This window comes from Arthrobacter sp. GmRoot5-12 (assembly GCF_059739365.1).
Map to the genome: position 1 here is coordinate 3,568,090 of NZ_AP046056.1, position 22,258 is coordinate 3,590,347.

At 66.7% G+C, this 22,258-nt stretch carries 20 protein-coding genes; 16 read left to right on the forward strand and 4 right to left on the reverse strand.

Annotated features, from left to right (window positions below; all coding sequences use genetic code 11):
• Positions 1–14: 14 nt before the first annotated feature.
• From atpA to AC6JAM_RS16530, 7 genes are all read left to right on the forward strand, one after another.
• The gene (gene atpA, locus AC6JAM_RS16500; RefSeq protein WP_018768403.1) at positions 15–1,652 is read left to right on the forward strand and encodes a F0F1 ATP synthase subunit alpha; all 1,638 of its coding nucleotides are present in this window, start codon (positions 15–17) and stop codon (positions 1,650–1,652) included.
• A gap of 72 nt (positions 1,653–1,724) precedes the next feature.
• Positions 1,725–2,615: a F0F1 ATP synthase subunit gamma gene (locus AC6JAM_RS16505; RefSeq protein WP_018768402.1), complete on the forward strand. Its 891-nt coding sequence runs from the start codon at positions 1,725–1,727 to the stop codon at positions 2,613–2,615.
• A gap of 83 nt (positions 2,616–2,698) precedes the next feature.
• Entirely contained in the window at positions 2,699–4,153 is a 1,455-nt protein-coding gene (atpD, locus tag AC6JAM_RS16510) for a F0F1 ATP synthase subunit beta (protein ID WP_018768401.1), read from the forward strand.
• 1 nt (position 4,154) lies between these two features.
• Positions 4,155–4,439: a F0F1 ATP synthase subunit epsilon gene (locus AC6JAM_RS16515; RefSeq protein WP_018760117.1), complete on the forward strand. Its 285-nt coding sequence runs from the start codon at positions 4,155–4,157 to the stop codon at positions 4,437–4,439.
• A 10-nt stretch (positions 4,440–4,449) separates the two neighbouring features.
• Positions 4,450–4,881: a DUF2550 domain-containing protein gene (locus AC6JAM_RS16520; RefSeq protein ID WP_018768399.1), complete on the forward strand. Its 432-nt coding sequence runs from the start codon at positions 4,450–4,452 to the stop codon at positions 4,879–4,881.
• Between the two features lie 5 nt (positions 4,882–4,886).
• Entirely contained in the window at positions 4,887–6,215 is a 1,329-nt protein-coding gene (locus tag AC6JAM_RS16525; RefSeq protein ID WP_497935272.1) for an alpha/beta hydrolase, read from the forward strand.
• Between the two features lie 32 nt (positions 6,216–6,247).
• Positions 6,248–8,845, forward strand: a complete 2,598-nt coding sequence (locus tag AC6JAM_RS16530; protein WP_497935973.1) for a phosphatidylglycerol lysyltransferase domain-containing protein — start codon at positions 6,248–6,250, stop codon at positions 8,843–8,845.
• Between the two features lie 93 nt (positions 8,846–8,938).
• Here AC6JAM_RS16530 and AC6JAM_RS16535 read toward each other — a convergent pair whose 3' ends face one another.
• Together AC6JAM_RS16535 and nucS are read right to left on the reverse strand one after the other, a co-directional pair.
• On the reverse strand, positions 8,939–9,142 hold the full coding sequence (locus tag AC6JAM_RS16535) for a cold-shock protein (RefSeq protein WP_011692441.1): 204 nt from the start codon (positions 9,140–9,142) through the stop codon (positions 8,939–8,941).
• Positions 9,143–9,449: 307 nt separating this feature from the next.
• On the reverse strand, positions 9,450–10,145 hold the full coding sequence (gene nucS / locus AC6JAM_RS16540) for an endonuclease NucS (protein WP_018768396.1): 696 nt from the start codon (positions 10,143–10,145) through the stop codon (positions 9,450–9,452).
• 119 nt (positions 10,146–10,264) lie between these two features.
• On the opposite strand from nucS, the gene AC6JAM_RS16545 reads away from it, so the two are divergent.
• Together AC6JAM_RS16545 and AC6JAM_RS16550 are read left to right on the forward strand one after the other, a co-directional pair.
• Positions 10,265–10,618, forward strand: a complete 354-nt coding sequence (locus AC6JAM_RS16545) for an Rv1322 family protein (RefSeq protein ID WP_026265638.1) — start codon at positions 10,265–10,267, stop codon at positions 10,616–10,618.
• A gap of 29 nt (positions 10,619–10,647) precedes the next feature.
• A complete protein-coding gene (locus AC6JAM_RS16550; RefSeq protein ID WP_018768394.1) occupies positions 10,648–11,445 on the forward strand; it encodes an alpha/beta hydrolase in 798 nt (265 codons plus the stop codon).
• A 37-nt stretch (positions 11,446–11,482) separates the two neighbouring features.
• Here AC6JAM_RS16550 and AC6JAM_RS16555 read toward each other — a convergent pair whose 3' ends face one another.
• Complete coding sequence (locus tag AC6JAM_RS16555; RefSeq protein ID WP_497935273.1) at positions 11,483–12,802, reverse strand: AI-2E family transporter; 1,320 nt, start codon at positions 12,800–12,802, stop codon at positions 11,483–11,485.
• Positions 12,803–13,036: 234 nt separating this feature from the next.
• On the opposite strand from AC6JAM_RS16555, the gene AC6JAM_RS16560 reads away from it, so the two are divergent.
• From AC6JAM_RS16560 to AC6JAM_RS16575, 4 genes are read left to right on the forward strand one after another with little or no spacing between them, the layout of a single operon-like run.
• Positions 13,037–14,710: a DUF8094 domain-containing protein gene (locus AC6JAM_RS16560; RefSeq protein WP_056387979.1), complete on the forward strand. Its 1,674-nt coding sequence runs from the start codon at positions 13,037–13,039 to the stop codon at positions 14,708–14,710.
• Positions 14,711–14,761: 51 nt separating this feature from the next.
• The gene (locus AC6JAM_RS16565; RefSeq protein WP_497935274.1) at positions 14,762–15,763 is read left to right on the forward strand and encodes a co-chaperone YbbN; all 1,002 of its coding nucleotides are present in this window, start codon (positions 14,762–14,764) and stop codon (positions 15,761–15,763) included.
• Positions 15,763–16,860, forward strand: coding sequence for an NADH:flavin oxidoreductase/NADH oxidase (locus AC6JAM_RS16570; RefSeq protein ID WP_134163852.1), 1,098 nt, complete (start codon positions 15,763–15,765; stop codon positions 16,858–16,860). Before AC6JAM_RS16565 ends, AC6JAM_RS16570 begins: the two co-directional genes overlap by 1 nt.
• A 14-nt stretch (positions 16,861–16,874) precedes the next feature.
• A complete protein-coding gene (locus tag AC6JAM_RS16575; RefSeq protein WP_497935275.1) occupies positions 16,875–17,159 on the forward strand; it encodes a DUF3253 domain-containing protein in 285 nt (94 codons plus the stop codon).
• Between the two features lie 14 nt (positions 17,160–17,173).
• On the opposite strand, the gene AC6JAM_RS16580 is transcribed toward AC6JAM_RS16575, so the two are convergent.
• Positions 17,174–19,048, reverse strand: a complete 1,875-nt coding sequence (locus AC6JAM_RS16580; protein WP_026265635.1) for a Na+/H+ antiporter — start codon at positions 19,046–19,048, stop codon at positions 17,174–17,176.
• A gap of 51 nt (positions 19,049–19,099) precedes the next feature.
• Between AC6JAM_RS16580 and AC6JAM_RS16585 the strand changes: the two genes are divergently transcribed.
• The 3 genes from AC6JAM_RS16585 to nagB are packed head-to-tail and all read left to right on the forward strand — an operon-like array spanning position 19,100 to position 22,248.
• Positions 19,100–19,894, forward strand: coding sequence for an ABC transporter ATP-binding protein (locus AC6JAM_RS16585; RefSeq protein ID WP_026265634.1), 795 nt, complete (start codon positions 19,100–19,102; stop codon positions 19,892–19,894).
• Complete coding sequence (locus tag AC6JAM_RS16590) at positions 19,876–21,447, forward strand: transporter (protein ID WP_497935276.1); 1,572 nt, start codon at positions 19,876–19,878, stop codon at positions 21,445–21,447. Before AC6JAM_RS16585 ends, AC6JAM_RS16590 begins: the two co-directional genes overlap by 19 nt.
• 21 nt (positions 21,448–21,468) lie before the next feature.
• A complete protein-coding gene (nagB, locus tag AC6JAM_RS16595) occupies positions 21,469–22,248 on the forward strand; it encodes a glucosamine-6-phosphate deaminase (protein WP_056387972.1) in 780 nt (259 codons plus the stop codon).
• Positions 22,249–22,258: the final 10 nt, after the last annotated feature.

Consider the following 22,258-nt stretch of genomic DNA (forward strand, 5'->3'; position numbering starts at 1 on the left):
AGCAGGGACTGCAGATGGCCGAATTGACCATCAACGCCGACGACGTCCGTAATGCGCTGAACGAGTTCGCGGCGTCCTACGAACCCGGGAACGCAGAGCGCGTAGAGGTCGGCCGCGTAACCACCGCTAGTGACGGCATCGCCCGTGTTGAGGGTCTTCCCTCGGTCATGGCGAACGAGCTGCTGCGCTTTGAGGACGGCACCCTGGGCCTCGCCCAGAACCTCGACGTCCGCGAAATCGGCGTCATCATCCTCGGCGACTTCACCGGCATCGAAGAAGGCCAGGAAGTCCACCGCACCGGGCAGGTTCTGTCCGTGCCCGTGGGCGACGCCTTCCTCGGCCGCGTTGTTGACCCGCTGGGCGTACCCATCGACGACCTCGGCGAGATCAAGGCTGAGACCACCCGCGCACTGGAGCTTCAGGCTCCCGGCGTGACCCAGCGCAAGTCGGTGCACGAGCCGATGCAGACCGGGCTCAAGGCCATCGACGCCATGATCCCGATCGGCCGCGGCCAGCGCCAGCTCATCATTGGTGACCGCCAGACCGGCAAGTCCGCCATTGCGATCGACACCATCATCAACCAGAAGGCCAACTGGGCTTCGGGCGATGTGACCAAGCAGGTCCGCTGCATCTACGTCGCCATCGGGCAGAAGGCGTCCACCATCGCCGCCATCCGCCAGACCCTCGAGGACAACGGCGCGCTGGAGTACACCACCATCGTGGCTTCTCCCGCTTCCGACCCCGCAGGCTTCAAGTACCTGGCACCGTACGCCGGCTCGGCCATTGGCCAGCACTGGATGTACGGCGGCAAGCACGTCCTGATCGTGTTCGATGACCTGTCCAAGCAGGCCGAAGCCTACCGCGCCGTGTCGTTGCTGCTGCGCCGCCCGCCGGGACGCGAAGCCTACCCGGGCGACGTCTTCTACCTGCACTCCCGCCTGCTGGAACGTTGTGCCAAGCTCTCCGACGAGCTCGGTGCCGGTTCCATGACGGGCCTGCCGTTGATCGAGACCAAGGCGAACGACGTGTCCGCCTACATCCCGACCAACGTCATCTCCATCACGGACGGCCAGATCTTCCTGCAGTCCGACCTCTTCAACGCCAACCAGCGGCCCGCTGTTGACGTGGGTGTCTCGGTGTCCCGCGTTGGTGGTGCCGCTCAGGTGAAGTCCATGAAGAAGGTCTCCGGTACGTTGAAGCTGGACCTGGCCCAGTACCGCGACATGCAGGCGTTCGCGATGTTCGCATCCGACCTCGACGCCGCATCCCGCCAGCAGCTGACCCGCGGTGCCCGCCTGATGGAACTGCTGAAGCAGGGCCAGTACTCGCCGTTCCCGGTCGAGGACCAGGTTGTGTCCATCTGGGCCGGCACCAACGGCTACCTGGACGACGTTCCGGTCGAGGACATCAGCCGCTTTGAGTCCGAGTTCCTGGAGCACCTGCGCCACAAGTCCTCGATCCTGACCACGCTGGCCCAGACCAACGTGCTGGACGACGACACCGTTGCGGCCTTGAAGTCCTCGATCGTCGACTTCAAGAAGGGCTTCTTCGGCGAGGGCGACAACCTGCTGGTCGGTGCCGGGCATGAGGAGCACGCCCCCATCGACGAGGCCCAGGTTGACCAGGAAAAAATCGTCAGGCAGAAGCGCTAGTTCCACTGACCGGGTGAACCGGGCCCGCGGGTCCGGTTCACCCGGTGCATGGAACGCTAGGAAAGGATAAGTATGGGAGCCCAGATCCGGGTCTACCGCCAGAAGATCAGCTCGACCACGTCGATGCGCAAGATCTTCAAGGCGATGGAACTGATCGCTACCTCGCGCATCGGCAAGGCCCGTGCGCGCGTAGCAGCTTCACTGCCTTACGCGAACGCGATTACGCGCGCCGTTTCTGCTGTCGCCAGCCAGAGCGAGATCGACCACCCGCTGACCACTGAGCCGGAGCAGATCCGCCGTGCCGCCGTCCTGGTAATCACCTCGGACCGCGGCCTGGCCGGTTCCTACTCGGCCAGTGTCCTGAAGCAGGCGGAAGGTCTCATCGAGCTTCTTCACGAAGAAGGCAAGGAAGTCAAGACCTACGTCCTCGGACGCAAGGCCCAGGCGTACTTCGATTTCCGGAACCGCGAGTACGCGCGGGTCTGGACCGGTGGTACAGACGCGCCCGAGTTCGCGACGGCACGTGAGATCGGCGAAGCGCTGCTGTCGGAATTCGCAACCGACTTCGAAGAGGGCGGCGTGGAGGAAATCCACGTTGTGTACACCCGCTTCAAGTCCATGGTCACCCAGGAGCCGACGGTCATTCGCCTGCTCCCGCTTGAAGTCGTGGAAGAGCAGGCCGCATCCGAGTCGGACCTTCTGCCGCTGTACGAGTTCGAGCCGGAAGCCGAGCGGGTTCTTGACGCCCTGCTGCCGCGCTACATCGAATCCCGTATCTTCGCAGCCATGTTGCAGGCAGCAGCATCCGAGCTCGCCGCCCGCCAGCGGGCGATGAAGTCCGCAGGCGACAACGCAACGGACCTGATCAAGAAGTACACGCGTCTGCGCAACACGGCCCGCCAGGCCGAAATTACGCAGGAACTCTCCGAGATTGTTGCCGGTGCCGACGCTCTTGCGTCCTAGCCTCCACCACCTCGGTTCCCGCGGAACCTGCACCACCACAGATACACTTAACCCCACGCCATCTACTGAATGAAGTGAGAGAGATGACTGCCACTGCTACCGAACACGTAGCCGCAACGTCCGGTGCAACCGGCCGTATTGCGCGCGTAATCGGCCCGGTTGTCGACGTCGAATTCCCGGCTGACGCAATCCCGTCCATTTACCACGCACTGACCACCGAGATCACCCTCAACGGTGTCACCAAGACCATCACGTTCGAGACCTCCCAGCACCTGGGTGACAACCTCGTCCGCGCCATCTCCCTCCAGGCCACCGATGGACTCGTCCGCGGCACGTCCGTGGTGGACACCGGCGCCCCGATCTCCGTTCCCGTCGGTGACGGCGTCAAGGGACACATCTTCAACGTGCTGGGCCAGCCCCTGGACGTTGCCGAGTCGGAACTGGAGATCACCGAGCGCTGGCCGATCCACCGCAAGGCCCCCAGCTTCGCCTCCCTCGAAGGTTCCACCGAGATGCTGGAAACCGGCATCAAGGTCATCGACCTCCTCACCCCGTACATCAAGGGTGGAAAGATCGGCCTCTTCGGCGGCGCCGGCGTGGGCAAGACCGTGCTGATCCAGGAAATGATCACCCGTGTTGCCCGCAACTTCGGCGGTACCTCGGTCTTCGCCGGTGTTGGCGAGCGTACCCGTGAGGGCAACGACCTCTGGGTTGAAATGGAAGAGGCAGGGGTCCTCAAGGACACTGCCCTTGTATTCGGCCAGATGGATGAGCCGCCGGGAACGCGTCTGCGTGTGGCCCTGTCCGCGCTGACCATGGCGGAGTATTTCCGCGATGTGCAGAACCAGGACGTGCTGCTCTTCATCGACAACATCTTCCGCTTCACCCAGGCCGGCTCCGAGGTATCGACCCTGCTGGGCCGCATGCCTTCCGCCGTGGGCTACCAGCCCAACCTGGCGGATGAGATGGGCCTCCTTCAGGAGCGCATCACCTCCACGAAGGGCCACTCCATCACCTCGATGCAGGCCATCTACGTCCCCGCAGATGACTACACCGACCCGGCTCCGGCCACGACCTTCGCACACCTCGACGCGACCACGGAACTTTCCCGTGAAATCGCCTCCCGTGGTCTGTACCCGGCCGTTGACCCGTTGACGTCCACTTCCCGCATCCTGGATCCCCAGTACATCGGCAAGGACCACTACAACACGGCAGTCCGCGTGAAGCAGATCCTGCAGAAGAACAAGGAACTCCAGGACATCATCGCCATCCTCGGTGTCGATGAACTCTCCGAAGAGGACAAGATCGTCGTGTCCCGTGCACGCCGCATCCAGCAGTTCCTCTCGCAGAACACCTACACCGCCAAGCAGTTCACCGGCGTTGAGGGCTCCACGGTTTCCATCAAGGACACCGTTGAAGGCTTCTCGGCCATCTGCGACGGCGAGCTGGACCACGTCGCGGAGCAGGCGTTCTTCAACGTCGGCGGCCTCGACGACGTCGAGCGCCAGTGGGCCAAGATCCAGGAACAGACCAAGTAATATGGCTGAGCTTGAGGTTGAGATTGTCGCAGCGGACCACTTCGTGTGGTCCGGAGCGGCCAAGATGGTCAAGGCCCGCACCAGCGATGGTGAAATCGGAATCCTGCCCGGCCACTCGCCCCTGCTGGCGATCCTGGCCGAGGGTGAACTGGCCATCCAGCCGGTGTCCGGGGACCGTATTGCGGTAGACGTCGACGGCGGGTTCTTCTCGGTCGACAACAACCGCGTGGTTATCGTTGCTGACAACGCCCAGCTGGGCGGCTCGGCTACCGCTGGGATCCGCTAGCACGACCTTGATGGACGCACCGGGTATTCCGTTCATCGCACTGGCAATCGCCTTCGGATTGCTGATCATTGCACTGTGCCTTTCGGGGGTGCGCCGCTTCAACCTGCGGCGTGCCCTCGGCACGGTGGACGCCTCCATTTGCGTTGCTGGAAACAGCTGGCAAATGGGGGTTTGTCGTTATCAGGACAACGACCTTGAATGGTTCAGGCTCATCTCCTTGAGCGTGCGTCCCAAATACACGTTCAAGCGCAGTTCGCTGGAGCTGCTGGGCCGCCGGAAACCCACGGAGGCGGAAGCCGTCAAGGTCCAACCGGACGTGGTGATCGTTGAGCTCCGGTATGAGGGGCAGGACCTGCACCTTGCCATGAAGTTCGACGCATATACGGGTCTTTCATCCTGGCTTGAGGCAGGCCCGGTGATAGGCGTGGGGACCTGGCGCTAGCCGACGTGGATTGGCTTTCAGACATCCGGCTCACGGACGGTCCACTGTATGGGACCGTCCTGGTATTGGGAATGGGCGGCGCCGCCTATCTCCTGGTGCCACCCTGGCGCGCCTCCATGACGCCGGGGCACCGCGCCCGGGCGTGGGCGGTCCGCATACTCACCGCCGCGGCAGCCGCCTTTGCGCTGGTGGGTACGGTGCACTGGGCGCTCATCAATATCTTCTCCACCTTCCCCGAGGACCTGCCGGACCCCGTCCTGCTGTGGATTGTGCCCGGTGTTGCGGCTCTTCTCCTGGGCCTTCTCCGGCTGCCCCGGAGCAGCTGGGGCGGACGCGGGGGAGGGATCCTCGCCGCACTGCTGGTGGTGCTGCTCTCGGCGATCCAAGTCAACGCTTACTTTGGCCTCAACAGGACCGTGAGCGATCTGCTGGGTACGGCCCTGGCCCGGATACCGGCCCTTGAACAGGACCTTATGCGCCGTCCGGGCGCGTCCGACGGCGTACCCCTCCAGGGGTGGAAGCCGGAAGGGGAGCTGCCGGACGGGGGCGTCCTGCGGAAGTCCGCGATCCCTGGAACGCAGTCCGGGATGAACACGCGTGAGGCCTACATCTACCTTCCGCCGGCCTACTTTGCGGCGAACCGGCCCGCATTACCGGTACTGGTTCTGGTGGCCGGACAGCCGGGCGGGCCGGCGGACTGGCTCACCGGCGGCGCAATCCGCGGCCACATGGATTCCTTTGCCGCGGCACACGGCGGAGTGTCCCCGGTGGTGGTCATTCCGGATCCCAACGGGTCGCAGTCCGCCAACACCATGTGCATGGACAGCCGCATTGCCAACGCGGACACCTATCTCTCACAGGATGTACCTCAGTGGATCAGTTCCACCCTGGCGGTGGATACCAACCACAGCCACTGGGCTGTGGGTGGCTTCTCCTTCGGCGGCACGTGCGCCGTGCAGATGGGAACCCGGCATCCCGACGTCTACGCCGACGTGCTCGCCTTCTCCAGCGAGGCCGAACCTGCCATTGCCAAGGAGCGGCAGAAGACCATAGACGCAGCATTTCCCGGAAACCCAGATGAATTCACCAAGCAGACTCCACTGGAGATCATGAAACACCAACGGTTTGAGTCCAGCGGCATGTACCTTACTGCAGGCCAGAACGATCCCGAGTTCGTGGGGAACCTCCACACGCTGGCGGCTGCGGCAGAGGCCGCCGGCTTCACCGTGCAGGCACACGAGGTGGAGCACACGGGCCACTCCTGGGATACGTCCTCCAAGCGGTTCGCGGATGCGCTGCATTTCCTTGGCACCCAGTGGGGGCTGCAGTGGTGAGCACCAGGAAACCGGAACGCACGGCCGCCCTGATGTGGGCCGCCGTCGGACGTCCGGCAGTCCAGCAGGCGCTGCTCACGCTGAAATCCATGCCCTTCACCCTGGGCGTGCTGGTTGCCTTCCTTGCGGCCGCTGCCCTGACCGGAAGCTTCCTTGACGGGCCGCCGGAGCAGCTCCTGGGCCTGGCCTCGGTCAGCGGCCCCGGCCTGCGCAGCGGGCAGTGGTGGACGCTGTTCACCAGCGCCTTCTTCGCCACCAACCCGCTCGCCTACCTTGCCGCGTCGCTGATGATCGTGCTGCTGCTGGGCCTGGCGGAGCGCAAGCTTGGCCGGCGGGCCGCCGTCGGACTGTTCTTTGGCGGGCAATTCGCGGCCGTCACGGTGTTCCTCCTGGTAACCCAGCTGGCCGTGTATGTGGGCGACGGCTGGCTGGACCGGATGGTGGATGACAGGCTCATCGGTCCGTATGCCCCGGTGCTTATTGCCGGTCTTGCGGCCAGTGCCCGGATCACGCTGCTGTGGCAGCGCCGGCTCCGCACCGTGGTGCTGTCCATTTCCCTGCTGCTGGTCCTGTACGTGGGGCACGCCGAAACCGTCATTGGCCTCATCGGCGCCCTCCTTGGCCTCCTTGCAGGCTGGTGGATCCAGGGGGACCAGGGGCGGCTTCACCGTCACCGGTCAACGGGCCGGGAAACCAGGAACCTCCTGGCCCTGACCGTTGCCGTGTTCGCGGTGGGTCCCATCCTGACCGGAATCACGCGTGCGCCAACCGGCCCGCTGGCTTTGCTCCGGGACGTCGTCCTGAGCCCGATGCCCACGCTGAACCAACTGATCTTCAACTGCGGCGCCACCGTTGACGCCACTTGCCTGGAAACGGGCAGGGCAGGGTTTGCCGGCCCGTTCGGCCTGGCGCTGGCCGTGGTGCCGGTCCTCCTGCTGCTGATCTGCGCGGACGGCATGCGCCGGGGCCGCCGGCTGGCCCTGAACATCGCGCTGGCCATCCAGTTGGCTGTTACCGCCCTCGCCGCGGTCTACCTGGCACTGTTCGCCCTTGTTCCCTCACGCCTGCAGGGCACGCATGCAACGCCGCTGTCCTCGGCCTTCGCACATGTGCTGCCGCTCGTGGTGGTTCCGCTGCTGCTGGCAGTGGTCCTGTGGCTGAACCGGCGGCAGTTCCGCGTGCAGACGCGTCCGGGCGCCCGGCGGACGCTCGCTGCGGTGGTCTGCGGAACCTGGCTGGTGCTGGCCAGCTCATATACCGTGGCCTGGTTCTGGTCCGGCGGACTGTCCCGTGACGGCGGCTTGCTGGGCCTTTTCGCCGAGTTGGCCCGGCAGTACGTCCCGGTGCCCATTCCGCAGAATTTCCGCCGGGTCTTCCCGGAACGCGACAGTGCCGAAGCACTGCTGTTCGCCTACTCGGGACCGGTGTTCTGGCTCGTGGCCCTGGCGGCGGTGTTGTGGGTGCTGGTGGGCCGGCACCACGGCCTCCACTTCGGACGGCAGGACCGCAGCCGCGCCCGGGAGCTGCTCCACCAGGGCGGCGGACCCTTGTCCTGGATGGCTCTGTGGGAGCCCAACACGTACTGGTTCAGCCCGGACGGCGCAGGCGGCATGGCCTTCCAGCAGCATGGGACCGTGGCCCTGACCCTGGGCGGTGCCTTCGGTGACCGCAAGGCCGAGCAGCGGGTAACCGAAGGCTTCCTGGACTACTGCCGCAGCCAGGCCCTGATTCCGGCGCTGTATTCCTGCGACGACACCATGTGGCCGGTACTGAGGGAACGCGGCTTCTCCCGCGTGGCCGTGGCCCAGGAGACCCGGCTGGCGCTGAACGAGCTTGAGTTCAAAGGCAAGGAATGGCAGAACGTCAGGACCGCCCTGAACCGGGCCGCGAAGCTGGGCGTCCACGCCGTCTGGGGCTCCTACCATTCGCTGCCCGCAACGCTCCGGCTAAGGCTGAACGAAGTGTCCGAGGAATGGGCGGCCGGCAAGTCCGTTCCGGAAATGGGCTTCACGCTGGGGGGAGTGGACGAGCTCGACGACGAGGAGGTCCTGTGCTGCCTGGCCGTGGACGGCCACGGCGTGGTCCACGGCGTGACCAGCTGGTTGCCCGTGTACGACGGCGGGCGGCTGGTAAGCAGGACCCTGGATGTCATGCGCCGCGGCAGTGAAGGATTTCCGGGGGTGATGGAATTCCTGATTGCCTCCGCCGTACTGGAGTTGCGGGATTCCGTGGACGTGATCTCCCTGTCGGGTTCGCCGCTGGCCAGCCGTCCCGATGCCCAGCCGGAGCGGGGAACAGGAACAGGCGCGGAGGGAACGGGCGCTGAGGGAACAGGCGCCGGGGGGCCCGGCGGGGGCGAGGACGCAGGGCAACAGGAGGGCGCCCCCGATGAGGGCGCGCAGAACCTGGTCAGGATCCTGGACCTGGTGGGCCACGCGCTTGAGCCGGTCTACGGCTTCCGCTCCCTGGCGGCCTTCAAGTCCCGGTTCAAGCCGGAGTACCGGGCGCTTTACCTGTACTACCAGGATCCGTTGCACCTGCCCGCCATCGGCAGGGCGCTGACCCGCGCCTACCTCCCCGGTCTTTCCCTGACGCAGGGCGCCCGGCTGGTGCGCAAACTGGTGACCTGAGGCGGCAGCAACGCCGGCATAAAAAATGGTCCCCGGCAATCCTGCCGGGGACCATTTGGTTCGCTGACAGCCGCGGGAAGCGGCCGGGCGGTACTAGACCAGCGTTACGCCGGTAGCCTGGGGACCCTTGGCGCCCTGGCCGATTTCGAACTGAACGCGCTGGTTCTCGTCGAGGGTCTTGAAGCCGCCGGTCTGGATTTCGGAGTAGTGAACGAAGACATCGCCATCGGAGTCATCCGGGGTGATGAAGCCGAAGCCCTTTTCAGCGTTGAACCACTTGACGGTTCCCTGTGCCATTTATTTCTCCTCATTGTGGAACTTTTTAAGACCGGCACACCTCGTGCCGACCTTGGTCACTCCGCGAGAAGAATCCTGATTGCCTTTCCCCGATGGGAGATCCGGCGCTGCAGGAGCTTCGCGCTCGCAACATGTCTTGCGAGCATGAAAAACACCTACACAAAGACTGAGATAAGAATTTCATGCCCGTTCCCGCAGGTCAACGGGCCGGAGGACAAAAAGGACAAAATTTAGGTAAAAAACAGATGTCGCTGACGCCTGCACCGAATGCCGGGCAATTAAGTGCCTAAAGCAACAAAGGCAAAAACTAGAAGAGGCGGGATTCGCTGTCGTCCACTCCGCGCATGGCGTCGTAGTCCAGCGTTATGCAGTCGATCCCGCGGTCGTTTGCCAGCACCTTGGCCTGCGGCTTGATCTGCTGGGCAGCAAAGATTCCCCGGACCGGTGCCAGCAAAGGGTCGCGGTTGAGCAGCTCCAGGTACCGGGTCAGTTGCTCCACGCCGTCAATGTCGCCCCGGCGCTTGAGCTCAATGGCCACGGTGGCGCCGTCCGCGTCGCGCGCCAGGATGTCCACGGGCCCAATGGCGGTGAAGTACTCGCGCCTGATGAGGGAGTAGCCCTGTCCAAGCGTCTCGATCTGCTCGGCGAGCAGCCGCTGCAGGTCCGCCTCCACCCCGTCCTTGATCAGTCCGGGATCCACGCCCAGGTCGTGGGAGGACTCGCTGATCTTTTCGTGGATATTGATGATGAGCCGGTCATCGGTCTTGGCCGACTGCACCGTCCACTGCTCCACCACGCCAAGTTCGAGGTCCACTTCGTCGGGGGAAGAAACCCGCAGCGTGGCAGGCGGGCTCATCCAGTTCAGCGGCTTGTAGGAACCGCCGTCGGAATGGACCAGCACGGAGCCGTCCGCCTTGACCAGCAGGAGCCGGGTGGCGAGGGGGAGATGGGCTTTGAGCCGGCCAACGTAATCAACGGAGCAATGGGCTATGACAAGTCGCACGCCGTACAGACTATCGCGTGGGCTCCGCAGGCCATGTCCGACGGCGGGGCGCCGGGTGCATCGGAAGCGGCGGCAAGGAGCGGGACAGGGGAGTGGGCGGCCTGGGGCAGAATGGATACATGCCGCGTTCCAACCGTCCCCGCCGTCCTGTTTCCGGCAAGGGTTCCGCTTCCGGCAGGGGCGCAGGAGGAAAGAGGAGCGGGGACATTCCCGAACTGGACCTGGAACGGGCACGGGCCGGTATCGCCCGCCGCGAGAGCGCCCCGGACGGCGAGTGGATGGTACGGACCATGACCGCCAGGAATGCGGAGAAGACCTACATCTGCCCGGAATGCTCCACCGCCGTGCTGCCCGGCGTCGCACACCTGGTGGTCTGGAAGGACGACCACCTCTTTGGTGCCGCCGCCGGGCTGGCCGAGCGGCGGCACTGGCACACCAACTGCTGGATGACGCGCAGCTACCGGTACCGCTGACGCCGCCCGCTGTCGCTAAGCTGGCAGTCATGACTTTTGATCCGGCGTCGTACCACTTCACCCAGGCCGGGGGCCCTGTCCCCATCCGTGCCTCCACCGTCCTGCCCGCCCGTCGCGAGAACATCGAGCTGCAGACGGAGGACGGCCACACGCTGGTGGGCGAGCTGGCACTGCCGGAATCCGGCCCCGTCAAGGCAACGCTGATCACGCTCCACCCGCTGCCGACGCACGGTGGCTTCATGGATTCCCATGTGTACCGCAAGGCCTCCTACCGGCTGCCGGCGCTGGCGGGCATCGCGGTGCTGCGCTTCAATACCCGGGGTACGGCCTCCCCCCGGGGTGCCAGCAGCGGCGCGTTCGAGGAAGGGATAGGGGAGCGGCACGACGTCGAGGCAGCCGTGCGCTTCGCCGTTGAGCGGGGCCTGCCCAACCGCTGGCTGGTGGGCTGGTCGTTCGGGACCGAACTGGCGCTGATGTACGGCGCCGTGGAGCCGGTGGCCCCACAGATCGAGGGGGCGGTGCTGCTGTCGCCTCCGCTGCACCGCGCCACGGACAAGCACCTGCAGCTGTGGGCCGAATCCGGCAAGCCCCTCACCGTCCTGGTGCCGGAGCACGACGACTTCCTCCAGCCTGCCGAGGCAACCGCAAGGTTCAGCCTGGTGCCGCAGGCCCGCGTGGTGGGCGTGGCCGGGGCCAAGCATCTGTGGGTGGGGGAGAAGTACGCCGCACGGGTCCTGAACGACATCGTGGCGCTTGTCAGTCCAGATGCCGCCGCAGCACCGCTGCCGCAGGAATGGGAAGGGCCGGCGGCGACGGCCGGCGCCTAAGCGGCCCCGCAGGGAACGACGTGCGGGGGACAGCGGGTCAGTGCTGGTCCTGCCGGACGATATAGATTTCCCGGAGCAGCAGCAGGACCGCTGCGGCAGTGGGGATGGCGATCAGCGCACCGAGCACGCCCAGCAGGCTTCCGCCGGCAATCACGGAGATCACCGCCACGGCACCGGGCACGGCAACTGCCTTCTGCATGATGCGCGGCGAGATGAAGTAGGCCTCGAACTGCAGGTACGCGAAATAGCAAATGGCGTAGATGGCGGCCGCCTGCCAGCCCTGGGTGAGGGATACAAGGATCACCACAATGCCTGCGATCATGCCGCCCACCAGCGGAATGAAAGCGAGCAGGACCACCACGAACGCCAGCAGCAGGGCAAAGGGGATGCCCACGATGGACATCACCACGAAGGCGAACGTGGCGTTGAGGAGGGCCACGCATGCCTGGCCGATGACGTAGTTACCCACTGACCGGGTGATCTCCTCGGAGAGGGCAGCCACCCGTTTGCGGCGGGAGCGCGGGGCCAGCCTGTAGCCCCACTTCTTCATCGCCGGCAGCGCTGCCAGGAAGTACAGGCTCAGCACCAGGACAATGAGGGTGCCGAAGAGCCCGTTGGCCACGGTGGATCCGAATCCCACCACGCCGCCGAAAATGCCGCCCATGGCCGCCGGGTCATTGACGAACTTGTCCAGTTCCTCGGTGATGCGGTCCCGCACGCCGAACTGGTCATCGAGGCTGCGGAAGAAGTCCGAGTCCATGAAGTTGCGCACCCAGTCCGGCGCCTGCCGCACGATCTCCGACACCTGTTCAACAATGGTGGGGATAAGAGTGGCGAAAAACCCGACGACGGCGCCCATGAGGACAGCCACGGAGACAAGGATGCCGGCGGGCCGGGGGATCTTCCTGTTTTCGAGCCAGCCCACCACGGGTTCAAGTCCCAGGGCGATGAACAGCGCCGCCACGATCCACAGCAGCAGCTGCGTGGTGTGGGAACCGATCCAGTAGACCAGCAGCGCCAGTCCCACGCCCACTGTCCCCATGAAGCCCATGTACAGGGGATGCTGGGGGGACATGCGCGGCCCGGGGTGGCCGAACTGGGGTTCCTCGTCACCGCCGTGGTCCGTCTGGGGAACGTGCCCGGTGTATTCCGGGGGCATTTCGAACCGAAGCCTGGGCTGTGCTCCGGGCAAGGGCTGGCGGAGCCTGCGGACCACCTGGCCGAGTGCAGCCGCGGCCGTGCCCCTGCGGTGGGCTGCCGCTGCCATTCCCAGGGGAGGCACCGTCGCAGGGACAGGGCCCCTGGAATCCCCGGGATTTCCGGGTGCCGCCGAGGATGGGTCCGTCTTGTCAGTCACTGGTTTTGGGGGCCTGTTCCGTGCGTGGCTCCGCGTGCGCGGGCCAATGTGATGATCATCGCAAACACTATCAGCAGGCTTGTCACCGGGAGCCGAAGCCACCGCCCGGAGGTCTTCGGAAGAGGGGCCGGAACGGGCAAAAAGGGGCTCCTGGTAACAAAAAGGTTACTATTGAAGGCAAACCCCCGCTGATGATAGGTGTTTCCCTTGCGTTTAAAGACTGCAGCCGCACTTGTGCTGCTCGGCCTCCTGACACTTTTGGCCGGCATCGGCCAGAGAACCATCTGGGCTCCATCCGAGACGTTCACCGCGTCCGTGCCGGCGGATGCCGCCGGCGCGCCGTTGACGGTCATCGACCAGAAGCTGCGCACCCTGCATGACGGAACCGTCAAGATCACCGTCCAGGGCGACGGCAACTTCATGCTGGCCACGGGACGGCCCGATGACGTGAGCGCCTGGGTGGGCCAGACGGCCCACAACACCATCACCGGCGTCACCGAAGACGAAAAGTCACTCGTGGTTGAGCACGCCGACGGCGAAGGGACCGCCCCCAACCCGGCCGGTTCCGACCTCTGGGTTTCCAATGAGAATGCCAGCGGCGAGCTTGAATACACCTGGACCCCGCCCGCCGACGGTGACTGGAGCCTGCTCCTCGCTTCCGACGGCACCAAGGCCGCCCCGGCTTCTGTCTCCATGACCTTCCCCAACGACACGTCCACCCCCTGGGCGGTCCCGCTGATGGTCCTGGGCAGCCTGCTGATCGTGGGCGGAATTGTCCTGGGACTGCTTTCAGCCCGCCGGAAGGACGGCGAGGGCGGTGACAGCGGCTACGCCCGCCGCGCCCGTGCACGGAACGCCGAAACGCAGGGCCAGGCCCCGTCGTCGTCCTCCTCTTCCAAGGCCACCATGGTGGCGGCCGGCGTGGTTGCCGCCCTGCTGGCCGGATCCGCCACTGCTGCCCAGGCCGCCAGTCCAAGCCCGCTGCCGTCCGGCAGCGCCTCATCCACGGCGAAGCAAGCCGCGGGATCGCCGGTCCTGCTGGACGCCCAGTTCCGCCGGATCCTGGAGCAGGTCTCCAGCGCCACCGACGCCGGCGACGCCGCCAAGGATGCGGCCAAGTTGGCGGACCGCGTGGGTGGACCGGAACTGGAAGTCCGTACCCAGAACTACAAGATCCGCTCCCAGGTGGGCACTTACGAGCCGCGCATGCCCGTACGTTCCACCAAGCTGCTGACCACCGTCGTTACCAGCGATCGTGACTGGCCCCGCTCGGTGCTGGCCGTGACCCAGGGCGAAGGCAACGTCGTTCCGCAGATCCTGACCCTGGTCCAGCAGTCGCCGCGGGAAAACTACAAGCTCATGGAAACCACGCCGCTGCAGCCGGGCACCACCTTCCCGAACATCAGCCGCGGCGGTACCGAGACGCTTTCCGCAGCGGACAAGAGCGGGCTGCTCTACAGCGGCGAGGAAGCAATGTCCGGCCTGGCCGACAGGCTCACGTCGGCGGACTCGCCGTTCAAGGACAAGCTGGTCGAGGGCCAGTCCTCGCCGTATATCGCCGATACCCTGTCCTACCAGGCTGAGGTGGCGAAGGCAGGCGAAAACGGCAACTTCTCCTTCACTCACAAGGTGGTCCCCGAAAGCACCGTGGTGTTCCGCACCTCGGACGGCGGGGCCCTGGTCCTGGGCCGGATCAACTTTGGCTTCGAGGGCACCCCCAAGGCGGCCGGTGACAAGCTGAGCATCGGCGACGATGCGGCAGCCCTGGCCGGCGGCAAGGAAACCACCACCGGCATGGTGCTGAGCTTCGCGGAATCCATGGCGGTCTATGTGCCGCCGGCAGGATCCACGGACCCGATGAAGCTCGTCGCCGCAACCCGCGGCCTGGTCGGAGCCACCTTCAAGTAGGGCCTGGCTGTATTACCACCGGCAGCGGCCGGAGTGGCTAGAGTGGGAAACATGAGTTCGCCAGCTTCCCGCCCAGTCCCTCCTGCCGCTGCCAACCCGGTTAACCTGCGCGGCGCCGTCGACCTTTCCTCGCTGAAGCGCCCGGCCGCCCCGTCCGGGCCTGCCGCCCCGTCCGGCCCTGCAACAGCGCCCCGGGGCGACCAGCCGGACGCACCCGCCGGCGGCCCCGAACTCAAGGTCAACGTCACCGAGGCAAACTTCCAGCAGCTGGTGGAACTGTCCGCCCAGGTCCCCGTGGTGTTCGCCCTGTGGGCCCCGTACTCGCCCGAATCCGGCAGGATGCTCGAGACCGTTGAGCGCGTGGTTGCCTCGTACGGTGGACGCCTGGTCCTTGGCGCAGCAGACATCGAGGCCTTCCCGCAGCTGGCCCAGGCCTTCCAGGTGCAGGCCGTTCCCACCGCCGTCGCCGTCTTGAAGGGGCAGCCGGTGCCGCTCTTCCAGGGCAGCGCGGAAGAAGAGCAGGTGCGCAGCCTCTTCGACGAACTCCTCAAGGTGGCTGCAGCGAACGGGGTCACCGGAAGCCTTGGCGGGGAAGCGGGCGGGGAACAGGAGCCCGCGCCGCTGCCGCCGCTGCCGCCGCTGCACCAGGCCGCCTTTGACGCCATTGAGGCCGGCGACTACGCCGCCGCAGCTGCGGCCTACCGCCAGGCGCTCAAGGAGATGCCGGCCGACCATGAGGCCAAGGCCGGCCTGGCGCAGGTGGAACTGATGGACCGGCTGCAGTCGTTGTCGGCCCAGGACGGCGAGGCGCTGCGTGCGCAGGCCGCGGATGAGCCGGACAACCTGGCGGCACAGCTCGGCGTGGCGGACCTCGACGTGGCCGGCGGCCACGTCGAGGATGCACTGAACCGGCTGGTGGCGTTCATCGGCAGGAACTTCGGCCCTGAGCGGGAGACCGCACGGATACGGCTGCTGGAGCTGTTCGACATCGTGGGCGCAGGTGATGAGCGGGTAGCAAAGTCGCGGCAGGCGCTTGCCCGGGTGCTGTTCTAGTGCCGGCCCTGTTCCAGCCGCTGACGCTGCGGTCCATGGAGCTGCAGCACCGTGGCTGGGTATCGCCCATGTGCCAGTACAGCTGCGATCCCGACGACGCCCCGGGCGTTCCGAACGACTGGCACCTGGTGCACCTTGGCGGGTTTGCCACGGGCGGCGCCGCGATGATCCTCACGGAGGCCGCGGCAGTAAACGCCGCCGGCCGGATCAGTCCCCGCGACGCAGGCCTCTACAACGACGACCAGGCGGCGGCCTGGCAGCGGATTATCTCCTTTGTCCACCGGCACGGTACCGCCGGCACCAGGATCGGTGTGCAGCTGGCCCACGCCGGCCGCAAGGCGTCAACGTACTGGCCGTTTTCGGGCAAGCACGGGAGCGTTCCGGCGTCCGACGGCGGCTGGGACACCGTGGGCCCGTCCACCACCGCATTCGAGGGCTATGCGGCGCCTGCCGCCATGACCGTGGAACAGATCCACGGCGTCATTGCCGATTTTGCCGCTGCCGCCGTGCGTGCGGTGGACGCCGGCTTTGACACGATGGAGATCCACGGGGCGCACGGCTACCTCCTGCACCAGTTCCAGAGCCCGCTGATCAACCAGCGTGACGACGACTGGGGCGGGGACGAAACCGGACGGAACCGGCTCATGCTGGCCGTGGTGGACGCCGTCCGCGCTGTCATTCCCGATTCCATGCCCCTGCTGCTCCGGATCTCTGCCACAGACTGGGCGCCGGGCGGCGTGGACCAGGCGGCGTCGGTGCGGCTGGCCCGCGAGGCGGCCGCCCGCGGCGTGGACCTGGTGGATGTCTCCAGCGGCGGGGCTGTGGCGCACCAGCAGATCAAGCCGGGCCTGGGCTATCAAACCGGATTCTCCGCAGCCATCCGCGAGGAGGCAGGAGTCGCCACCGGCACGGTGGGGCTGGTGACCACGCCCGGGCAGGCGGAGCACGCCGTTGCCACCGGCCAGGCCGACGGCGTCTTCATTGCGCGCGCGGCGCTGCGCGACCCCCACTGGTGGCTGCGGGCCGCCTTCGAACTGGGTTACGACATTGCCTGGCCGCCCCAGTACGAGCGGGCCATCCCGCGGCGTGCCTTCTGACCGCGGCGTCCGGCATGGCGCATCCTGGCGAAACGGGGCCGCAAACCAAGGTTGACCGGCAGCTGGAAGCGAAGATCCTGGAACTGTTGGCATCCCGTGCGGACACGGCCACCATCTGCCCCTCTGATGCTGCCAGGGCCGTGGGCGGAGATGACTGGCGCCGGCTCATGGAACCCGCCCGGGCCGCCGCACGCCGCCTGGTGGACGCAGGGCAGGTCCACATCACCCAAGGCGGTTCCGTCGTTGATCCGGGTACGGCCAGGGGGCCGATCAGGATCCGGAAAGTGCCCCCGAACTAAGTACCCGGCCTGCTTCAGCCGAGCAGGTCATCCACGTAGCACCAGCGCCAGTCCTCACCGGGTTCAATGCTGCGCATGACCGGGTGGCCGGCTTCCTTGAAATGGCGGCTGGCGTGCCGTCCCGCCGAGGAATCGCAGCAGCCAATGTTTCCGCAGGCCAGGCACATTCGCAGGTGTACCGGTGTGGTCCCTTCCCGTTCGCACCCGGCACAGGTGGGGTTCGCCGGAACCGGCGACGGCATGGCGGCGGTCAGGTGGTCGCACACGCCGCCCGGCTGGGCAAGTCCTTCGCCGCCGCCCTCTGTGGCGGCGTCGGGTTCGTTGAGGGAGGCATCAAGCATGGACTCCTCCACATCCAGCCGTTCCAGGACCTCACTGAGGACTTCATGCGCGAAGTCCCCGCCACGCCGAAGCTCCAGCACCTTGTCCCGCTCAGCTTCCAGCATGGCCATCCGCAATTGGGCGTAACGCTGGCTGGGGGTGGCCGACTCCGCGGCCGGCCTGCCCAGGCGCTCCCAGGCCGCGAGTCCCCGCTCCTGGGTCCGGCGCCGGAGCATATCCATGACCTCGGGCGGGTCGTTCTCGCGCCGCAGCTGCTCCAGCCGCTCCATTCCCGCCGCGGTGGCCAGCTGCATCAGCGCGGCCTGGTTCAGCGCGTCCTCGCGCCTGTCCGGTCCCGGCAGCCCCAAGACCCGGACCAGGGCCGGCAGCGTGAATCCCTGCAGCACCAGGGTGCCTGCCACCACCACCATGGCCGCCAGGACCAGTACGTTGCGGTGCTCCAGGTCGTCCGGCAGCGTCAGGACGGCGGCAAGGGTAACCACGCCGCGCATGCCTGCCCAGGACACAATGGCCGGGAACTGCCAGGGCGGCGCGGGGTCTTTCCGCTGCACGGAAGGGATCAGCCGGGGCAGGTACGTGGCCGGAAAAACCCAGACGGGCCGCAGCACCAGCACCGCCAGCAGGATCACGGCACAGCCAAGCCACACCCGGCCGGCACCCAGCGAATCGTCCTGGACGCTGTCGATGATGCTCCGCACCTGCAGGCCGATCAGGAGGAACACGGCGTTCTCCAGCAGGAACTGGACGGTGTCCCAGTTGCTCCGGGCGCTTTGCCGCGCGGCGCCGTTGGGCATGGACGGCGCCTTGGTGCCCATCACCAGGCCGGTTACGACGACGGCGAGCACCCCGGACGCGTGGATCGCCTCGGCGGGGAGGAACGCAACGAAGGGTGCCATCAGCGATGTTGAGGTGTTGATGGCAACGTTGCTGATCCGCTTCCTGACTTCGGTGAGGAGGTACGCTGCGGCCAGTCCCACCGCCAGGCCGCCGCCGGCCGCCACCACAAATCCACCCGCCACATCCAGGGCGGAGACGGAGCCCGCGATGGCCGCCACCGCAGCACGCAGGCACACCAGTGCCGTGGCGTCGTTGACCAGTGACTCGCCTTCCAGGATGTTCACGATCCGGCGGGGCATCCCCACCTTCCGTGCAATGGCCGTAGCCGCCACCGCGTCAGGCGGCGCCACCACCGCGCCAAGCGCAATGGCTGCGGCCAGCGGGATTTCCGGGAACAGCCACCACACCACCAACCCGACTCCCACGGTGCCGAAGATGACGTAGCCAACGGACAGCAATCCGATGGAGCGGCGGTTGCTCTTGAAGTCGAACAGCGACGTGCGGAACGCGGCCGCGTACAGCAGCGGCGGCAGCAGGCCGACCAGCACCAGTTCGGGGTTCAGCTCGACGGGCGGAATGAATGGCAGGAACGATCCCGCCACCCCGGCCAGGACCAGCAGCAGCGGAACCGGGATATTGAACCTGCGGCCCACGGCGCTGCCGGCGCACACCACAGCAACGATCACCAGCAGGCCCAACGCAATACCCATGGGGCTAGTTTCGCACCCCCGAAGCCCCGGTCCGCGGACTAGGCTGGCAGCATGACTGCTCCGATACCGTCCCCGGCGCCGAATACGGGGCCCGTGGCGGCCCTGTCCATCCGCGGGCTGGCCAAAAGGTTCGGCGGGAAGATCGCGGTGGACGGCATCAGCCTGGAGGTCCCGGCGGGTTCGTTTTTCGGGATCGTGGGGCCCAACGGTGCGGGCAAGACCACCACGCTGTCCATGGCCACCGGCCTCCTGCGTCCCGATTTCGGCACGGCGGTGGTGCACGGGGTGGATGTGTGGCGGCACCCGCTGGAAGCCAAGCGGCTGATGGGGATCCTGCCCGACGGCGTCCGGCTCTTCGACCGGCTCACCGGGGAGCAGCTGATCACGTACGCCGGGCTGCTGCGCGGCATGGACAAAGCCGTGGTGGCCGCCCGGGTAGGGGAACTGCTGGCGGCAATGGACCTGGCCCAGGACGCCGGGACGCTGGTGGTGGACTATTCCGCCGGCATGACAAAGAAGATCGCCCTGGCCTCGGCCTTGATCCACGCCCCGAGGCTGCTGGTCCTGGACGAGCCCTTCGAAGCCGTTGACCCGGTGTCGGCGGCGAACATCCGGTCCATCCTGGACCGGTACGTCGCCTCCGGTGGAACGGTCATCGTCTCCAGCCATGTGATGGACCTGGTCCAGCGCATGTGCGACCACGTCGCGGTGGTGGCCCGGGGCAGGCTGCTGGCCGCAGGAACCGTGGACGAGGTGCGGGCCGGCGCCTCGCTGGAGGACCGTTTCGTGCAGTTGGTCGGAGGCCACAGCCACACGGAAGGGCTGGAATGGTTGCGCACCTTCTGAGGCTCAAGCTCACGCTGCTGCGCAACGGACTGCGCCGCAGCCCCTGGCAGCTGGTGGGCATGGCCATTGCGGGGCTCTACGCGCTGGGGGTCGTGGCAACACTGATCATCGCCCTTGTCCTCCTGCGCAACGCCGGCCCCGCCGCCGCGCACACCACAATCGTCCTTGGCGGCTCCGCCGCCGTGCTTGGCTGGGGCATCATTCCGGTGGTGGCATCCGCCACGGACATGACGCTCGATCCGGCGCGCTTCACCACCTTTGCCATCCCCATGAAGCAGATGCTCACCGGCCTCGCCCTTGGCGGACTGATCGGCATCCCGGGGTTGGCCACCACGCTCGTGGCCCTGTCCACGGTGGTGACCTGGTCCCGCGGCGTGCTCCCCGCGCTCGCCGCCCTCCTTGGCGCATGCCTGGGTGTCATGACCTGCGTGGTGCTGGCCAAGGTGGTCACCACCGCCACGGCAAGCCTGGCTGCCTCGCGGCGCTTCAAGGACATCAGCGCCATCGCCTTCATGGTGCCCCTGGTCCTGCTGGGCCCCATCGTGGCAGGGGTTGGCCGTGGCATCTCCGCTTCCACCGGGTTCCTGCCCGGGTTCGCCGGGACGTTGTCCTGGACGCCGCTCGGGGCGCCCTGGGCGCTCGGGGGAGACATCGCATCAGGCCGGCCCGGGCAGGCGGCGGTGAAACTGCTGGTTTCGGTGGCGGTCCTCGGCGTCCTGGCCTGGTGCTGGAAGCTGCTGCTCGAGCGGGCGCTGGTCACCCCGCCGTACGCCGGTGCCGGGAAGCGCAAGGGCGGCCGGCTGGGCCTGTTCGGCGTGCTGCCGGCCACCCCGGCGGGCGCGGTGATGGCCAGGTCGCTCACTTACTGGATCCGGGACCCGCGGTATTCGGGATCGTTGGTGGTGATCCCGCTGCTCCCGGTGGTGCTGGGTGTCCAGGGGGCCCAGACCGGCAGCTATGGCAGCCTTGCCTTCCTTGCCCCGGTGTCGGCCTTCATCCTGGCCTGGTCCATCTCCGCGGACGTCTCGTACGACAACACGGCGTTTGCGCTGCACCTGGCCACCGGGGTCCGCGGGGTGGCTGACCGGCTGGGCCGGGCCCTGGCCTGCATGACCTTCGCCCTGCCCGTGGTGCTGGTGTTCTCGGTGGGCTACGCGGCATTCACCCGCAACTGGGCCGCGCTGCCCGGCCAGCTGGGGTTCAGCCTGGGGATCCTCTTCACCGGCCTGGGGCTGTCCTCGGTGGTGTCGGCCCGCTACACGGTGACCGTGCCGCTTCCGGGCGACAGTCCGTTCAAGAAGCCACCGGGCAACGTGGGCCAAACCCTTGCCGTTCAGTTCGTTGGGATGCTGGTCCTGATGGTCCTGGTCCTGCCCGAGGCAGCGCTGCTGGTGGCACAGGCTGTCACCGGCAACGTCCTGTTCGGTTGGCTCACCCTCGCCGTGGGGACCGTTTTGGGCATGGTTTTTTTCCTGGCCGGTATGCGGCTGGGCGGCAAGTGGCTCGAGGCGCGGGGGCCGGAGCTCCTGGCGCAGGTTACCGTCAACCGCTGACAGTTCCCGGAAAGGAACAACATGGAAATCGTGATCCTTGGCGGCAGCCGGCAGATCGCCAAACTCGCGGCGGACGCCATAGAGAAACTGATCAGGCGCAAGCCCGGCGCAGTCCTTGGCCTGGCCACGGGGTCCTCTCCCTTGCCTGTCTATGACGAACTGGCGGCCCGGCATGGACAGGGCCTGGACTTCAGCCGCGCCTCCGGCTTTGCCCTGGATGAATACGTGGGCCTGCCCGCCGGCCACCCCGAGTCCTACCGCGAGGTGGTCCGGCGGGAATTCACCAGCCGCGTGAACATTGCGCCCGGGAACGTCCACGGCCCCGATGGAACTGCATCCGACATCCCCGCCGCCTGCGACGCTTACGAGCAAGCCATCACCGCGGCGGGCGGCGTGGACCTGCAGCTGCTGGGCGTGGGCACCGACGGACATATCGGTTTTAACGAACCGGGCTCCTCCTTTGCCTCCCGGACCAGGATCAAGAGCCTGATCGAACAGACCCGTCGCGACAACGCCAGGTTCTTCAACAACCTTGCGGAGGTACCGCACCATGTCATCACCCAGGGACTGGGCACCATCATGGAGGCCAAACATGTAATCCTGGTGGCCACGGGGGCGCAAAAGGCCCGGGCCGTCCGCGACTTCGTGGAGGGACCCGTGGCTGCCATTTGCCCCGCATCCGTGCTGCAGTTCCATCCACACGCCACCGTCCTGCTGGACGAGGCCGCCGCTTCCGGCCTCAAACTGGCAGATTTCTACCGCCACACCTATGAAAACAAGCCTTCGTGGCAGGGACTCTAGCCGCCTTATG

Coding starts and splice junctions, on each gene's coding strand:
- atpA (WP_018768403.1), top strand. CDS start 15: ATGGCCGAATTGACCATCAACGCCGACGACGTCCGTAATGCGCTGAAC.
- AC6JAM_RS16505 (WP_018768402.1), top strand. CDS start 1,725: ATGGGAGCCCAGATCCGGGTCTACCGCCAGAAGATCAGCTCGACCACG.
- atpD (WP_018768401.1), top strand. CDS start 2,699: ATGACTGCCACTGCTACCGAACACGTAGCCGCAACGTCCGGTGCAACC.
- AC6JAM_RS16515 (WP_018760117.1), top strand. CDS start 4,155: ATGGCTGAGCTTGAGGTTGAGATTGTCGCAGCGGACCACTTCGTGTGG.
- AC6JAM_RS16520 (WP_018768399.1), top strand. CDS start 4,450: ATGGACGCACCGGGTATTCCGTTCATCGCACTGGCAATCGCCTTCGGA.
- AC6JAM_RS16530 (WP_497935973.1), top strand. CDS start 6,248: ATGTGGGCCGCCGTCGGACGTCCGGCAGTCCAGCAGGCGCTGCTCACG.
- AC6JAM_RS16535 (WP_011692441.1), bottom strand. CDS start 9,142: ATGGCACAGGGAACCGTCAAGTGGTTCAACGCTGAAAAGGGCTTCGGC.
- AC6JAM_RS16545 (WP_026265638.1), top strand. CDS start 10,265: ATGCCGCGTTCCAACCGTCCCCGCCGTCCTGTTTCCGGCAAGGGTTCC.
- AC6JAM_RS16550 (WP_018768394.1), top strand. CDS start 10,648: ATGACTTTTGATCCGGCGTCGTACCACTTCACCCAGGCCGGGGGCCCT.
- AC6JAM_RS16565 (WP_497935274.1), top strand. CDS start 14,762: ATGAGTTCGCCAGCTTCCCGCCCAGTCCCTCCTGCCGCTGCCAACCCG.
- AC6JAM_RS16575 (WP_497935275.1), top strand. CDS start 16,875: ATGGCGCATCCTGGCGAAACGGGGCCGCAAACCAAGGTTGACCGGCAG.
- AC6JAM_RS16580 (WP_026265635.1), bottom strand. CDS start 19,048: ATGGGTATTGCGTTGGGCCTGCTGGTGATCGTTGCTGTGGTGTGCGCC.
- AC6JAM_RS16585 (WP_026265634.1), top strand. CDS start 19,100: ATGACTGCTCCGATACCGTCCCCGGCGCCGAATACGGGGCCCGTGGCG.
- AC6JAM_RS16590 (WP_497935276.1), top strand. CDS start 19,876: ATGGTTGCGCACCTTCTGAGGCTCAAGCTCACGCTGCTGCGCAACGGA.
- nagB (WP_056387972.1), top strand. CDS start 21,469: ATGGAAATCGTGATCCTTGGCGGCAGCCGGCAGATCGCCAAACTCGCG.